Annotated in this window: 11 protein-coding genes; 4 read left to right on the top strand and 7 right to left on the bottom strand. The window is 43.3% G+C overall.

Features of this window, described 5'->3' with window-relative positions; translation table 11 throughout:
• Positions 1 to 196 precede the first annotated feature (196 nt).
• The 6 genes from panB to sfsA form a co-directional block, all read right to left on the bottom strand.
• Positions 197 to 991, bottom strand: coding sequence for a 3-methyl-2-oxobutanoate hydroxymethyltransferase (panB, locus tag AAEY94_RS13095; protein WP_101085264.1), 795 nt, complete (start codon positions 989 to 991; stop codon positions 197 to 199).
• 68 nt (positions 992 to 1059) lie between these two features.
• On the bottom strand, positions 1060 to 1545 hold the full coding sequence (gene folK, locus AAEY94_RS13100) for a 2-amino-4-hydroxy-6-hydroxymethyldihydropteridine diphosphokinase (RefSeq protein WP_350979024.1): 486 nt from the start codon (positions 1543 to 1545) through the stop codon (positions 1060 to 1062).
• A gap of 5 nt (positions 1546 to 1550) precedes the next feature.
• Positions 1551 to 2852: a polynucleotide adenylyltransferase PcnB gene (gene pcnB, locus AAEY94_RS13105; RefSeq protein WP_162024398.1), complete on the bottom strand. Its 1302-nt coding sequence runs from the start codon at positions 2850 to 2852 to the stop codon at positions 1551 to 1553.
• A 241-nt stretch (positions 2853 to 3093) separates the two neighbouring features.
• On the bottom strand, positions 3094 to 3975 hold the full coding sequence (gene gluQRS, locus AAEY94_RS13110; RefSeq protein WP_101085267.1) for a tRNA glutamyl-Q(34) synthetase GluQRS: 882 nt from the start codon (positions 3973 to 3975) through the stop codon (positions 3094 to 3096).
• 139 nt (positions 3976 to 4114) lie between these two features.
• Positions 4115 to 4558, bottom strand: a complete 444-nt coding sequence (gene dksA / locus AAEY94_RS13115; RefSeq protein WP_011638715.1) for an RNA polymerase-binding protein DksA — start codon at positions 4556 to 4558, stop codon at positions 4115 to 4117.
• Positions 4559 to 4676: 118 nt separating this feature from the next.
• Entirely contained in the window at positions 4677 to 5381 is a 705-nt protein-coding gene (gene sfsA, locus AAEY94_RS13120) for a DNA/RNA nuclease SfsA (RefSeq protein ID WP_101085268.1), read from the bottom strand.
• A 144-nt stretch (positions 5382 to 5525) separates the two neighbouring features.
• Between sfsA and pepB the strand changes: the two genes are divergently transcribed.
• Positions 5526 to 6800: an aminopeptidase PepB gene (pepB, locus tag AAEY94_RS13125; protein ID WP_011638713.1), complete on the top strand. Its 1275-nt coding sequence runs from the start codon at positions 5526 to 5528 to the stop codon at positions 6798 to 6800.
• 53 nt (positions 6801 to 6853) lie between these two features.
• On the opposite strand, the gene thpR is transcribed toward pepB, so the two are convergent.
• Positions 6854 to 7399, bottom strand: coding sequence for an RNA 2',3'-cyclic phosphodiesterase (gene thpR / locus AAEY94_RS13130; RefSeq protein ID WP_157822766.1), 546 nt, complete (start codon positions 7397 to 7399; stop codon positions 6854 to 6856).
• Between the two features lie 221 nt (positions 7400 to 7620).
• Here thpR and AAEY94_RS13135 point away from each other — a divergent pair, with 221 nt between their 5' ends.
• From AAEY94_RS13135 to mrcB, 3 genes are all read left to right on the top strand, one after another.
• Positions 7621 to 9882, top strand: a complete 2262-nt coding sequence (locus AAEY94_RS13135; protein ID WP_182743183.1) for a putative bifunctional diguanylate cyclase/phosphodiesterase — start codon at positions 7621 to 7623, stop codon at positions 9880 to 9882.
• Between the two features lie 184 nt (positions 9883 to 10066).
• Complete coding sequence (gene hrpB, locus AAEY94_RS13140; RefSeq protein WP_101085368.1) at positions 10067 to 12613, top strand: ATP-dependent helicase HrpB; 2547 nt, start codon at positions 10067 to 10069, stop codon at positions 12611 to 12613.
• A gap of 68 nt (positions 12614 to 12681) precedes the next feature.
• Positions 12682 to 14982 (top strand): penicillin-binding protein 1B, encoded by a 2301-nt coding sequence (gene mrcB, locus AAEY94_RS13145; RefSeq protein WP_350979025.1) that lies wholly within the window; start codon positions 12682 to 12684, stop codon positions 14980 to 14982.
• The last annotated feature ends 44 nt before the right edge of the window (positions 14983 to 15026 follow it).

The raw sequence follows: 15026 nt of genomic DNA on the forward strand, positions 1-15026 counted from the left end.
TAATGATTAGCCTCAAGCCGAATAAGAGCTAGGGTAATCGATAACAACGGGTTTATTTCGCATCTGCAAATCAAACTTGCCGTTTGTGTTGCTAACGAAGGTGCATTGACTCATCAACTGTCGATCTATTGTAAGTCAATGCAACGTAGATAGCAGAGCAAAAATGATAATAAATTTATATTATCAAGATGTTATATTAATTAAAGGTATGTTCTTCCGCTGGGAATGTGCCGTTAGCAACTTCATCAATATAAGCTCTGATAGCCGAACGGATTTCGCCGGTTTGTTTGAGATAGTTTTTTGAAAAACGGGGAATGTAGCCACTCGAAATGCCTAAAACATCGTGCATAACAAGAATTTGGCCATCGGTGTCAGCTCCAGCGCCGATACCGATAACTGGAATGGTTAGTGCTTCAGTAATGGCTTTAGCCAGGGAGGCTGGAATACACTCAACCACTAATAATTGCGCACCAGCAGCTTGCAATGCTTTAGCTTCATCTAGAATGCGTTGCGCGTTATCAGCGTCGCGACCTTGCACTTTAAATCCGCCAAAAACGTTCACCGACTGTGGCGTTAATCCTAGGTGAGCACAAACTGGAATACCACGTTCGGTTAACATTTTTACGCTTTCAAGTAACCAATGTCCGCCTTCTAATTTAACCATGCTGGCACCTGCCTGCATTAATATTGCAGCGTTAGTCATGGTCTGTTCTGGGGTGCTATAGCTCATAAACGGCATGTCTGCGATGAGTAATGCGCGCGAAACACCACGTTTGACACAAGCGGTATGGTAAGCAATATCGGCAATGGTTACTGGTAAGGTATCGTTATGGCCTTGAAGCACCATACCGAGTGAATCACCCACTAGAAGTACATCAACACCTTCACTGTCAAATGCGCCGGCAAAGCTAGCGTCATAAGCCGTTAATGCGGTGAACTTTTTACCTTCTTGTTTGAACTTGATTAGGGTCGAACTGGTGACTTTTGACATAGTAGACTCTTAAAACAATATTGAAATACTAAAAGCTGAGCTTAATCTTCTGTCTGTTAAGATCAACTTTAATCGATAAGCTTTTGTAATTCATCACGCATTGCCACACTAATAAGGCTTTCAAGGCTTGTATTACAAGGCAATGTTAGCCCTGGTGCAATGTCTGCTAATGGAATTAACACAAAACTGCGTTGCTTCATGCCGTAATGAGGCACACAAAGTCGAGGTTCGTTGATGTGTTGTTGACCATAGAGTAACAAATCTAAATCTAAGGTACGAGGTCCCCAGTGTTCAAGTCGTACACGCCCTTGTTGCTGCTCGATTTCTTGTAAGGTATCGAGTAACTCAATGGGCAATAGCGAGGTTTGAAACCCCGCGACAGCATTGACATAATCTGGCTGAATAACATCACCCATGGGCTTGGAACCATAATATGCTGACACCGTAAAAGTGTTGTTTATTGCCAATGCCTTTAGCGCCAATACTGCAACATCGAGTTGTTGTATTGGCTCTGCTAAATTAGCGCCTATGGCGACATAAACTTGAACCGCCATGATTGTTATTCTTCCGCTGGTTTGGCTGCTGGTTTACGGCGACGCTTACGCTGTGGTGCATTTCTGTTACGATTATTGCTGCCTTTGATGCTTTTAGCTATGTCGCTACGGTCAGTTTCATCAGCTTCTACAAACGCTTTCCACCACTCAGCTATCTTGGCAATATTACCCATTTCAACTTCACCGCGCAGTAGCAGTAAATCATAAGCTGCTCTGAATTTAGGGTGCTCTAGTAGTTTAAATGCTCGAGTGCCTTGACCGCGTTCTAATCGTAACTGCAATTGCCAAATGTCGCGTGCTGGAGTGCTAAATCGGCGAGGTAAGCTAATTGTTAGACACTGTTTTTCAAGCACATCACCCATTGCAGCAACATATGCATCGTAATGAGTTAAGCCGCTTTCAATGGCAATATCATCAGCTCGTTGCTTAACGGGATACCACAAGATTGCCGCAAAGAAAAATGCCGGAGTCACGGTTTTATCTTCGCTAACACGGATATCGGTATTACGCATAACGACTTGCAGCATTTTAGCGGCATACCCTTTAGGCGACTCTTCAATTAATGCACCGACTTGTGGGAACAAGGGCGCGAATAAACCAAAACGTTGCATCATGTGGTAATTAGCTTCTGCTTTACCGGCAAAAAACAGTTTCAATACTTCTTCATACATGCGCGCAGCAGGAATATCGGCTAGCAATGGAGCAAGGGCTTTGATTGGATCCGCTGTTACTGCATCGATTTGCATATCAAGTTTAGTCGCAAAACGAACAGCACGAAGCATACGCACCGGGTCTTCGCGGTATCGCGTGTCTGGATCGCCAATAAGCTTAATCGTTCTAGCATTGAGATCGTTTATTCCACCACCATAGCTGCGAATAGAATAATCACTAATATCATAGTAGAGCGCGTTAATGGTGAAGTCACGGCGCTCAGCATCTTCATCGATCTCACCGTAGACGTTATCGCGTAACAAACGGCCTTCAGCGTTGGATTTTGATACTTTATCATTGCTTTCACTGTGGTGACCGCGGAAAGTGGCAACCTCAATGACATCACGACCAAAAACGATATGCGCCAGTCTAAAGCGACGGCCGACTAAGCGACAATTGCGGAATAACTTTTTAATGTCATCTGGGGTGGCATTAGTGACGACGTCAAAATCTTTCGGTTCAAGACCTAATAGAATGTCACGTACTCCACCGCCCACTAAATAAGCTTTGTAGCCAGATTTATTAAGACGATAAAGTACTTTTAGTGCATTTTCACTAATTTGACGACGTGAAATTGAGTGACCATCTCTGGAGATAATATCCAGACGTAAGCCATCTTCTTGAATGGGTTCTTCAAGGACTGGAGCTACTTTGTTGTTTTCAAATAGCTGTTTACAGAATTGGCTAATACGGCGAAAAATAATACACCTCGAAATGCTATAATAATTTGATTAAAAATCTGGCGGGTATAATACATTAAATGTGACCGAATGAGTATACGTACAGTTGCGCTAAAAAGGGCTTAATGCAATAACTTATGTCAGTTAATGACGATACCTAGTTGTTTATTGTCGATAAGACAATTTCTTTTTGTGCAGGAATCGTGCTTAGGTCAAATTGTTCAACAGCCTGTTTAAGCATCACTTCTACCGAATCTACATCGACAGCTTTTTGGCCTAAAAAGGTCAGTGCCGCATTAATACTGGCTTGAGGGTGAATGACATCTATGGCTGGAGCATAATTCTGCTTGGATAATTTAAAGCCTTTCTCGGCACAAACTAACGGCAAATGTAGCCAATCAGGTGGCGTAAATTCCAATTGGGTAAACAAACTTATTTGTCGGCAACTGGCTTCAAGTAAATCACAACCTCTGACCACTTCAGTTATGCCTTGATACGCATCGTCGAGAACAACGGCGAGTTGGTAAGCATACAAACCATCACTGCGTTTAATAATAAAGTCTTCTTCGGCGAAAGCTTTATCAACCATCACCGAGCCTTGAAGTTTATCAACAAAATGATCAATTTTAACGTGATTACGAATTCGAATTGCGCCGTGTGTCAGTCTAGGCTGAAGTCGGCCACAACGGCCATCATACACTCCGCCGCTGGTTTGAATTATTTTACGTGTGCATTGGCAATAATAAGCAAGATCACTGGCGATAAACGCTTCAATTTGATCTTGATAAGCCTGATATCGTTGCTGTTGAAATAGTACGGTTCCATGCCAATGTAAGCCGTAGGCATCGAGTGTTCTAAGGATGTTATCGCTTGCACCGGGGACTTCGCGTGGCGGGTCGATATCTTCTATGCGGACAAGCCATTGGCCTTGTTGACTGTGCGCGCGAAGATAACTGCCTAATGCAGCAATGAGTGAGCCAAAATGCAGTGAACCTGATGGTGAGGGCGCAAAACGTCCGATATAGGATGGGGGAATCATGTTATAGCGTTGTTTTTCGTTAACATCGTATTGTTATTATCGTCAGTTAATGCGACAACACAATAGCCTTGTTAATTTGTTAGTGGGTAAATAAAGTCAATAAAAAGGGCGAGATAATCTCGCCCTAATCAATAACGGGTTAACCCGCCATTTGTTTTTCTTTTATTTCAGCTAGCGTTTTACAATCGATACATTGATCGGCTGTAGGGCGAGCTTCAAGTCGACGGATACCAATTTCTACGCCACATGAGAAGCAGAAACCAAAATCGTCTTCTTTGATCAACTGTAAAGTCTTTTCAATCTTTTTGATCAATTTACGTTCTCTGTCACGAGCGCGTAATTCTAAGCTGAATTCTTCTTCTTGTGCTGCACGGTCGACAGGATCAGGAAAGTTTGCAGCTTCATCTTGCATGTGAGTTAACGTACGGTCGACTTCTTCACGCAATTGGTTACGCCATGCTTCGAGAATCAATGTAAAGTGACCACGTTGCTTGGTATTCATATACTCTTCACCAGCCGATTCCTGGTAAGGATCTACTCCAGCGATAGCGAGTACGCCAAGTTTTTTCGTGCCTTGAGGCATAACGCATCTCCTGTAATCATTTGCGTTTTAAGGACGTCTTAAATTTATGGCCGCTATCTATACCAGAAACTCTATAGCGTGGCAAATTTTTTACTTGTTATTTAATTTTTATTTTGATCTACAGCATGACTTTACAAGCTGAAGTGATCAGGCTTCCCTGTGGCGAAAGCGCTGTTTTATAAGCTAGCACTTCAACGCCATTTGCTACGGCTTGTTCAAGTAAGTCTGCATATTGTGGATCTATATGTCGCGCGGGTTTAACACTCGTGATGCCACTGTGCTGCACCACAAATAATAAAACAGCACGATGGCCTAATTCCACCATGTGGATGAGTTCTCGCAGATGCTTTTGTCCACGAGTGGTTACGGCATCGGGGAAGTAACCCATTTTATCCTCTAGTAAAGTACAACTCTTCACTTCAATATAGCACTCTGGCCGGTTTTGGCTAGTGAGCAAGATATCGATGCGGCTATTTTCACTGCCATACTTTACTTCGCGTTTTAAATGCTCGTAACCTAATAGTTCGGTAATCACTTGCCGATTAATCGCTTCTTCTGCAAGAGCATTGGCTCGCCCGGTATTAATCCCGATATAATGCTGCTGATCTGTCTGCATTAATTCCCATGTGTGGGCATATTTTCGTTTTGGATTGTCGGAGCTGGAAAACCACACCTTTTCACCAGGGAATAAGCAATTTTTCATTGAACCAGTATTTGGGCAATGAATCGTGATTTCTTGCCCGTTAGGTAGCATGATATCGGCAAGAAAGCGTTTGTATCGTTTAATTAATACACCGGATTCTAATTCGGGAGTAAATTTCATCGATGACTCATCTAATGAGTTGATTTACAACAATGCTAACAAACTTTAGCTTGGTTTATCGATTATGTTTTGTCTACACTACTGCCATTAGCTCGTGATTAAGCTCGAGCATTGGTGTTATTTGGCTTACTACAAGGGATTATTATGAATATTATGACCGTTACGCTCACCACCGAAGCCCCTGCAGAACATTGGGGTAAAGCTGATGTGACTTACCAAGGTACTAAGGCAACAATCCATCTATCGGGTAGCGATGAACTGCGTCAAGTGCAGATGGCCGCAAGAAAAATCCGCAATCAAGGCATTAATTATGTGCAGCTAGACGGTGGCTTATGGACCCTGAATTCACAGTGGGCATTTGCACAAGGTTTTGCCACGGCTAAAGCAGGATACCAAGTGGACTGGTGTGGTAGTGACGCCGATAAAGAAACGTTGAATCAACGTGCCGTAGCGGCCCAGTTTGCGCGCAAATTGATCAATGATACTCCAGAAGATTTATCGCCTTTATCGTTAGCTAATCAAGCGGCGTCTTGGCTAAAAAATATTGGTGGTGACCATGTCAGTTTTAACATTATTGAAGGCCATGAATTATTAGAAAAAAAATGGGTCGGTATTCATGCTGTGGGTCGTGGTAGTGAACGTCCTCCTGCATTGTTAGAGCTTGATTTTAATCCGTTAGGCGCAGATGCTCCAGTCTCTGTTGCCTTAGTGGGTAAAGGTATTACGTTTGACTCAGGCGGCTATAGCTTGAAGTCGTCAGAAGGTATGTTAGCGATGAAGTGTGACATGGGCGGTGCTGCCACGGTTACTGCTGCATTGGGATTAGCCATGAAGGCTGGTTTGAACAAACGCGTTAAGCTATTTTTGTGTTGTGCAGAAAACTTAGTTAGCGGTAATGCTTTCAAGCTGGGTGATGTTCTAACCTACAAAAACGGCACCACGGTTGAAATTGTTAATACTGATGCTGAAGGACGTTTAGTTCTAGCCGATGGTTTACAAGCTGCATCAGAAACGGGCGCAGGCTTAATTATTGATGCTGCAACGTTAACCGGCGCTGCTGTGATGGCTGTGGGCTCAAATTATAACGCCATTTTTTCACCACAAAAGGCGACATTACAGCTTGCACAGCAATGTGCTGAAGCCGTTTCTGAAAACGTATGGCCATTGCCGTTAGATGCTTGGCATAAAGATATGTGTCCATCAGCTTATGCTGATACTGCAAACAGTCGCCCAGTTAAAGGTGGCGGTGCAGGTGGCGCATCAAACGCGGCCGGTTTCTTATGGCGTTTTGTGTCACCAAAAGCGAATTGGTTACACGTTGATCTCGCAGGTGCTTTTGAATCATCAGCGTCGGCGCTATGGGCCGCTGGTGCGACAACGCATGGCGTATTGACCATTGCTGAGTTATTAAAAGACTAGTCATCAATTGTAATTATCATTAAACCGTCGCTCACATTCTGTGGTGACGGTTTTTATTTTTGCCGTAACGGCCAACTTTCTAATATCGTGTAGTTAACGTTATGGCGGTGGCCAGTCGATTGATATAAATGTAAATGGCTTGGTGCGATGATGAGCTGAGTGTCCTTTACCACGGCTGGTAAAGAAGCTGTTGTCACCCCACGAAATAGACTAATGTGCGGAACATAATCGTATTGACTGATGGCTAGATGGTGAGTTTTTGCAATGTTCTTAATGTCATTCGCCATAGTGTTTAATGATGTACTCGCTTGTCCTTTTAAACAGATTAATTGTGCTGTTTGCCACCAAGCGAAGGTGTCGATAACTTGACTGAAAGTTGTTTTAGGCATCTGATTTATTGCTTCATGGATTTTTGAACAAGTGGTCGGATCTATTTGACCGAAAAAGCCTAATGTTATGTGTAAGTTGTGTGCTAAAGTGGCTACTGAATTTGTATTTATTTTAGTTATAAGTGTTTGTTGTAGATGTAATATTTTATCTATTTGTGGTTTGTCTACGCTAAAGCCGACAAATAATCTTGCTGACGAAGGTGTTTGCATCCGGTTGGCCCTATTATTTATTGAGCTGAAACATAAACGTTGATAGATTAACAATACTACCGATTTTAAAAACATATCGTGGTTTCAGTTAACTACCTAATCAATATAGTGCTTATAGTTAGCGCTTACAGTTAGCGCTTACAGTTAGCGATATGGCATCTACAAGATAACTGATTTTATTCCCAAGCAAATTGAATTGCTAACCTTGAATGAGTTGATGAATGGCCGATAGCACCCAGCAACTATTGAAAAGTGTTTTTACAAATGGACCTATTGAGGGTAGTAATACTTCGGTGTTATCACTGCTTAATCAAGCATTACAGTTAGTCTGTCAAAGGCTAGAATGCAGCGCTGCATTTGTGTTGACGAGTCAATATGATAAATTATTTGCCGTCGATACTGATATTATCGACACTTCAGAGCAACAATGTGTCAGTCATTTTGGTGCTTCACCAGCATCAGAAGCGCTGTTTAACCAGCATTTACAAGATAATTTGTCACTGTGCGAATCATTATTTAACAGCTATCAAGCAATCATTTATCCTCATTCCCCAGAGCAATCATTTACCGCTGACGAAAATCGACTCCTTACACCGCTTTTAGGCATCTTTAATCAACTCGATATTGATTGTAAGCATCTTGCTCTGAGTCCTGTTTTGCACGTTGGCAATGTTAAAGTTGTTTTAGGCACTATGTGTGCATCCGATGCTAATCCAGTTGTGAGTCAGCAAGATGATCCTTGTACGTTTGTGCAAAAGTTACTCGATGATACTGCATATCAATTAGCCTCTTCACTTGAACTTCGTCGTTTATCCGTGCTTTTAGACAGTAAAGATAAACAGTATCAAGAGCTATTTCAGTTACTGCCGATGCCATGTGCGTTGATTGATTTACACAATAATGTTGTATTGCAAAATGATGCGAGTAAACAAAATTTACCCATTACAGTCGGGCAGAGTTTATTTACGTTGCTACGAGAAGATGATCACCCACTATTACTCGATACCTTGCATATCGTTCGAGAAGGTATTTTACGCCAAGCCTGGTGTGAAGTGCCGTTACGAAATGGGGTTCAAATATACTGGTATAAGTTTAGCTTTTGCCATGCACTTAATAAACAGCAACAGTTATTATTAATGATTGAAGATGTCACCGAACGTTATCGACTTGCCGATGAGTTATCGTTTCATTCCAATTATGATGTGCTGACCGGATTGCCAAATCGATTACAGTTCGAAAACATGCTTGAAGAGTTATTAAAAGACGACGAACACGCTCCGGCTTGTATTGCCTTTCTCGATCTCGATCAATTTCAAGTGGTAAATGATCTTAGTGGTCATCAAGCGGGTGATGTGTTGCTGCAACAAGTGGCGACTCGCTTAAAACAATTATTACGTAAAGACGATGTGGTTGCGCGTTTAGGCGGCGATGAGTTTGGCTTATTGATGCATTATTCTGATACAGCATCGGCGCAACAAGTGGCAAAACGAATTTGCCAACAGTTGTTTGATCATGAATTTACTTGGAAAGGTATCAAACACAACATTAGTGCCAGCATTGGCATTGCCAAAGTCGATTATGTTGACTCCGATATTTACGGTGTGATGAGTAAAGCTGATGCCGCTTGCCGCTTGGCCAAAGAAGAAGGCCGTAACCGTTGGCATTTTTATAATCCTGACGACCCACAAATGCACATGATGTATAACCAAATGCTGGCATCTGTGGATATTACAGGCGCACTGGCATTAAATCAGTTCGAGCTATTCTATCAATTAATTGAGCCGCTCGATAAACCCGACACTGGCATCCACATGGAAATTCTACTTCGCATGGTGCAGAGTGATGGCCAATATGTATCGCCGGGGGTGTTTTTACCTGCTGCTGAGCGTTATAACTTAGCGCCTCGAGTAGACCGTTGGGTTATCGATAATTTATTGACGTGGGGCGGTAATAATTTAGCTACATGGGAACAGCTTTCTATGGTGTCGGTGAATTTGTCTGCGATGTCACTTGCTGACCAAAAGTTCATGACTTGGCTCGAAATGCGCTTAATGGTTGAACCTGAGCTGGTGAGTAAATTATGTTTTGAAATAACCGAAACTGCAGCGGTAAGCCAATTAGACCAAGCTACCGGATTAATTGAGTTGTTACGACCATTTGGTTGTAAGATTGCATTAGATGATTTTGGTTCTGGTTTTTCTAGCTTTGCATATTTGAAATGTCTTGATGTCGATTACGTTAAAATTGACGGCCAATTTGTAGTGAATTTATGCGAAAACCGCAGTGATAAAGCCATTGTTTCGGCTATTTGTCAGCTCGGAAAAGACATGGGGTTTGAAGTTATCGCAGAGTTTGTTGAAAACACTGATATTGGCGTATATCTGAAAAATATTGGCGTCGATTATGCGCAAGGCTATGCTATTAATAAACCGACACGATTAGCTGAACTACAACACGGTTTACGAACTCCCTGGTTAATCTAAATGAGTAAAATGACTCAATAACTGAGAGCGGTTAATTGCTTTGTTAAAAAGGTAGCCAAATAGGCTCTGAAATAGGCAATTAATGACACCTTGATACAATGTGGGTAAAATGAACCGCAGAAAATAGCCGTAAAAGTTAATCGCGTTGACCTCAAAACAAGTATTGCAGCAGCACCCATCATTGATGCCCACGACATTGCCGATTCACGCGGTACTCGACTCGTTGCGTGTGCAGTTTTCGGCCCATTCACACATTATTATCGAAGCGCCAACCGGTGCAGGTAAATCCACAGCATTACCATTAGCGATGTTAGCCTGGCCTGAAATTCATGGCAAAATTCTGATGTTAGAACCCCGTCGAGTCGCGGCCCGCAATGTCGCTAAGTTTATTGCCCAACAATTGGGCCAAAATGTTGGCCAGCAAGTGGGTTATCGTGTCCGTGGCGAATCAAAAGTCAGCGCAGATACTCGATTAGAAATTGTCACCGAAGGTATTCTGACCCGAATGATCCAACAAGACCCAGAGCTTAGTGGGATTGATGTGATTATTTTCGATGAAATACATGAGCGTCATCTTACGACTGATTTAGGCTTGGCTTTAGCACTGGAAGTGCAGCAATCATTACGTGACGATTTACACATTATTGCTATGTCTGCCACCTTGTCTGGCTTACCGCTAGACACGTTAATGCCCGATGCTGCGCAAATACACAGTGATGGTCGCAGTTTTGAGGTTGAGATTGCTTATCAGCCTTGCCCTGGGCAACAGTTGTGGCTAACACACATGTCCCGCGTGGTTATCGATACCATTTCAGATCCCAATCTAGCGCAATATCAACAGGGCAGCGTTTTGGCGTTTTTACCCGGTAAAGGTGAAATTCGTAAATTAGCTGGATTATTGCGTGAGCGTTTAGATGCATCATGGCTTATTTGTCCTATGTATGGCGACTTGTCGTCAGCGGAGCAAGATCAAGCCATTCGTGCAGCAGAACCGGGTAAACGTAAAATCGTCCTCGCGACTAATGTGGCTGAATCGAGTTTAACGATTGAAGGCATCACCCTTGTTATAGACAGCGGTTATCGACGTGAAGCGAGTTTTAACCCTAAAACCGGCGTGACACGCTTAGGGCTTAAGCGCATTAGCCAGGCATCGGCTATTCAACGTAGTGGCCGAGCAGGGCGCTTAGCTGCGGGTTATTGCGTGCGGTTATGGAGCCAAGAAGAACAAGGGCGCATGCGCAAAGTCGATGAGCCAGAAATCACGCAAGCGGAACTGACTTCTATGGCACTTGATTGTGCCAGTTGGGGCGCTAAATCATTTGCTGAATTATCATTGCTCACACCACCGCCGCCGATCCATGAACAAGTCGCATGGCGATTACTTATTCAACTTGAATTAATTGACCCACAACGTAAATTAACGTCACTTGGCCGAGAGGCTTATGCATTAGGTTGTCATCCGCGCTTAGCGCATATGCTGCTCAAAGCTAAGCAACTTGCCTTGCACGACAATCAGCCGCAACTTTGCCTGCTGGCTTGCGTATTAGCAGGCATTATTGAAGCCCGTGGACTACCGAAAAAAGGCGCTGATATTCATCATTATTTGACCGAGGCTTTGCAGGGGCAAATTAAACAGCAAGTTAGGCAATGGCAACAATCTTTGGCGATATCGGGTCAGGTCAATGAGGCAATACGTAATGCATCGACTCGTGATATAAGCTATTTGTTAGCACTTGCTTACCCTGATCGTATTGCCAAAGCTCGTGGCCATGAAGGCTTTTTATTAAGTAATGGTACGGGTGTGGTGATCAATGCCGAAGACAGTTTGGCTCATGAACCTTGGTTAGTGGTTGCTGACTTTCAAGAGACTCAAGGTCGTAATGCTGGCCAAATTTACCTTGCAGCAAGGTTAGATGAACGCTTGTTTACTGCCGAACTAGCCTCGTTAGTAACTACTCATGTTCACGGTGGTTGGGATGAAGCAAAAGGGCGTTTTTTTGCTGAAAAACATACCAAAATCGGTGAGGTTATCATTAAAATCGACACCGGTATTACGCCTGAACGGGCACAAATTACCGCAGCATTATTAGAACAGATCCGTATAAAAGGGTTAACAATCCTTAATCGTGACGAGCTGTTAATCCAGTTACAATATCGGGTTGAATTAGCTCGATACTTTGCGCCAGAGCATGATTGGCCTTGTTTAAGCGATGAGTACTTACTGGCGACGTTAGAAGATTGGCTTGAGCCACATTTGGATAACATTCGTTCATTGGCCGCATTGGCTAAAGTAGCCGCGTATGGATTGGTGAAAAATTTACTCAATTGGCAACAGCAGCAGCTATTAGAGCAACTGGTGCCAACACATTGGCCGATGGCAACTGGCACTCGTGCCCCCATCCGTTACCAGATGCCACTTGATACTGACGGACATTTTTATCATAACAATGACCAACAAGGCCGTGCGTTGCTTAGTGTACGTTTACAAGAAGCATTAGGGATGGCGCAAAGCCCGACAATATTGCACGGCAAAATGACGGTTACTATGGAGTTGTTGTCGCCAGCACAACGACCATTAGCCGCCACGGCAGATTTAGCCAGCTTCTGGCAAGGCCCATATATTGATGTAAAAAAAGAAATGCGTGGTCGTTATCCTAGGCATTTATGGCCTGATGACCCAGTGAATACAGTGGCAACAAAATTTACTAAAAAGAAAACTCCAGGCGTGTAAATAAGTCATCTAGCTTATTAATAACATGCAATTATTTCAGCGTTATATGGAAAACGAAACCATTATTTATGAGTAAAAAAACCAAAAAGTCTTCAGCCAACACAAAAAAAAGTGGCTCATCTTGGTGGCAAAAACTGTGGTCGCTCACATGGAAATTATCAATCGTTGGTATTGCTGTTGTGAGCTTTTACGCTATTTATTTAGATCAAATTATTGCGCAGAAATTTGAAGGCCAAAAGTGGCATTTACCGGCCCAAGTTTTTAGTCGTTCAATGGCATTGTACCCAGGTGCTGCGATAAACCATCCGCAGTTAATGGCTGAGCTTAATTTGTTGGGTTACCGTAAAGTGTCCAATCCGCGGCAAGTTGGCGAGTTTTCTGCTTCAAGTACTCGTATCGAATTATGGCGTCGGCCGTTTTTGCATCCCGAAGGCAACCAAGCCGAGCAGCGAGTGATGATAAGCTTTGACTCTGAAGGCGTTAGCTCAGTTAAGCGGATGTCTGACAAACGTGAATTAGCGGTATTTCATTTAGAACCGGTATTACTTGACCGTATTATTGCCGGCGATGGCGAAGACCGTTTATTTGTGCGAACGCCAGAGATGCCTTCAATGATTATCGATGCGCTTATTTTGGTTGAGGACCGCAGTTTTTATGATCACTTTGGGGTAAACCCATTGGCGATTGCACGCGCTGCGGTGGTCAATATTACTGCCGGTCGTACGGTGCAAGGGGGTTCAACCTTAACTCAGCAGTTAGCCAAAAACTTCTTTTTAAGCAGCGAACGCTCAATTGTGCGTAAAGTGCGTGAAGCCATAATGGCATTGATTATCGATTTTCGTTATAGCAAAGATGAAATTTTAGAAGCTTATCTCAATGAAGTGTACATGGGCCAAGACAAGGCCCGTGGTGTGCATGGTATGGGATTAGCCTCACAATTCTATTTTGGTCGCCCCATTGGTGAATTAACCGTGTCGCAGCAAGCATTTTTAGTTGCGGTCATTAAAGGACCTTCTTATTACAACCCGTGGCGTTATCCTGAACGAGCCCAAGAGCGCCGTGATTTAGTGTTACGTTTGCTTATGGAAAACGATAAATTAACCGTTGCCCAATATAAAGCTGCAGCAGAGTCGCCAATCGGTCTACGCAGTGCTAAAAAATCGGTACATCAGAAGTTACCAGCGTTTTTTGCTGTGGTTAAGCAAGAGTTACGCGACCGTTATGGTGATTCGTTACTGAAGCAGTCGGGCGTAAAAGTGTATACCACGCTCGATCCTATGGCCCAAGAAGCCGCAGAAAAAGCCGTGTTGTCTACCATGGCATCACTGGATAAACGGGCTAAAAACGTTCAAGTCGGCATGGTTGTCACCGACAAATATACTGGCGGCATAGCAGCAATGGTGGGTGATAAACAACCGAGTTATGAAGGGTTTAATCGCGCGGTTGAAATTAGACGTCCAATTGGGTCGTTAATAAAACCATTCGTGTATGCCAGTGCATTACGCCAAGCAGATAAATTTACTTTAGCCACTCCCGTAGAAGACAAACCCATCACCCTTAAAAATGAGCAAGGTAAAACGTGGTCACCTAAAAACGTCGATAAAAAGTTCAGTGGTCAAGTGCCTTTATTAAACGCATTTAAAGATTCAATGAACGTTCCAACGGTTAACGTTGGTTTGGCTGTTGGTGTTGAAAAGGTTGCTGCTACATTGAAAAAATCGGGTTGGGAGGATGATATATCCCCTTATCCATCGATGTTGTTGGGTGCGGTGAATGGCTCGCCATTAATGGTGGCTCAAGTTTATCAAACCATTGCTGATGAAGGTCGCTATCGTAAGTTATCATCGATTACAGCGGTATTAGACAGTCAAAACCAAGCGTTGGAAGTCACTCGTGTTCCATCGTCGATGGCAATTGATCCGGCAACCGATTACTTAGTTCAATATGCAATGAACCAAGTAGTGCGTAATGGTACGGCTAAGCGTTTAGGCGCTGCATTTCCTGGGGTTCGTTTAGCGGGTAAAACCGGCACCAGTAATGATAGTCGTGACTCGTGGTTTGCTGGATTTGATGAACGTAACGTAGCGGCTATTTGGGTCGGCCAAGACGATAACAGTAAAACGGGCTTGTATGGTAGTAGTGGCGCAATGGCCGTGTATCAGGCCTTTTTACATGAACGTCCACCGCTTAGTTTACGAATGATGCCCGTTAATGGGGTTATTAATGGTTATTTTGATCGTACAACGGGTGTGGCTAAGAAAGGTAATTGTGACAATATTATCGGTCTACCGGCATTAGACGCAAGCTATCATCCGGTTGCCAATTGTGGCGAGTCATTATCTTGGTGGCAGAAGTTGGTGGGAGAGTAACGCGTTAGCTTAGCCATTATGTCTTTGCCAACAATAAGTCCAAA

Origin of the sequence: Shewanella sp. AC34-MNA-CIBAN-0136 (assembly GCF_040309945.1) — a bacterium.
In the GTDB taxonomy this organism is placed as follows: Bacteria; Pseudomonadota; Gammaproteobacteria; order Enterobacterales; family Shewanellaceae; genus Shewanella.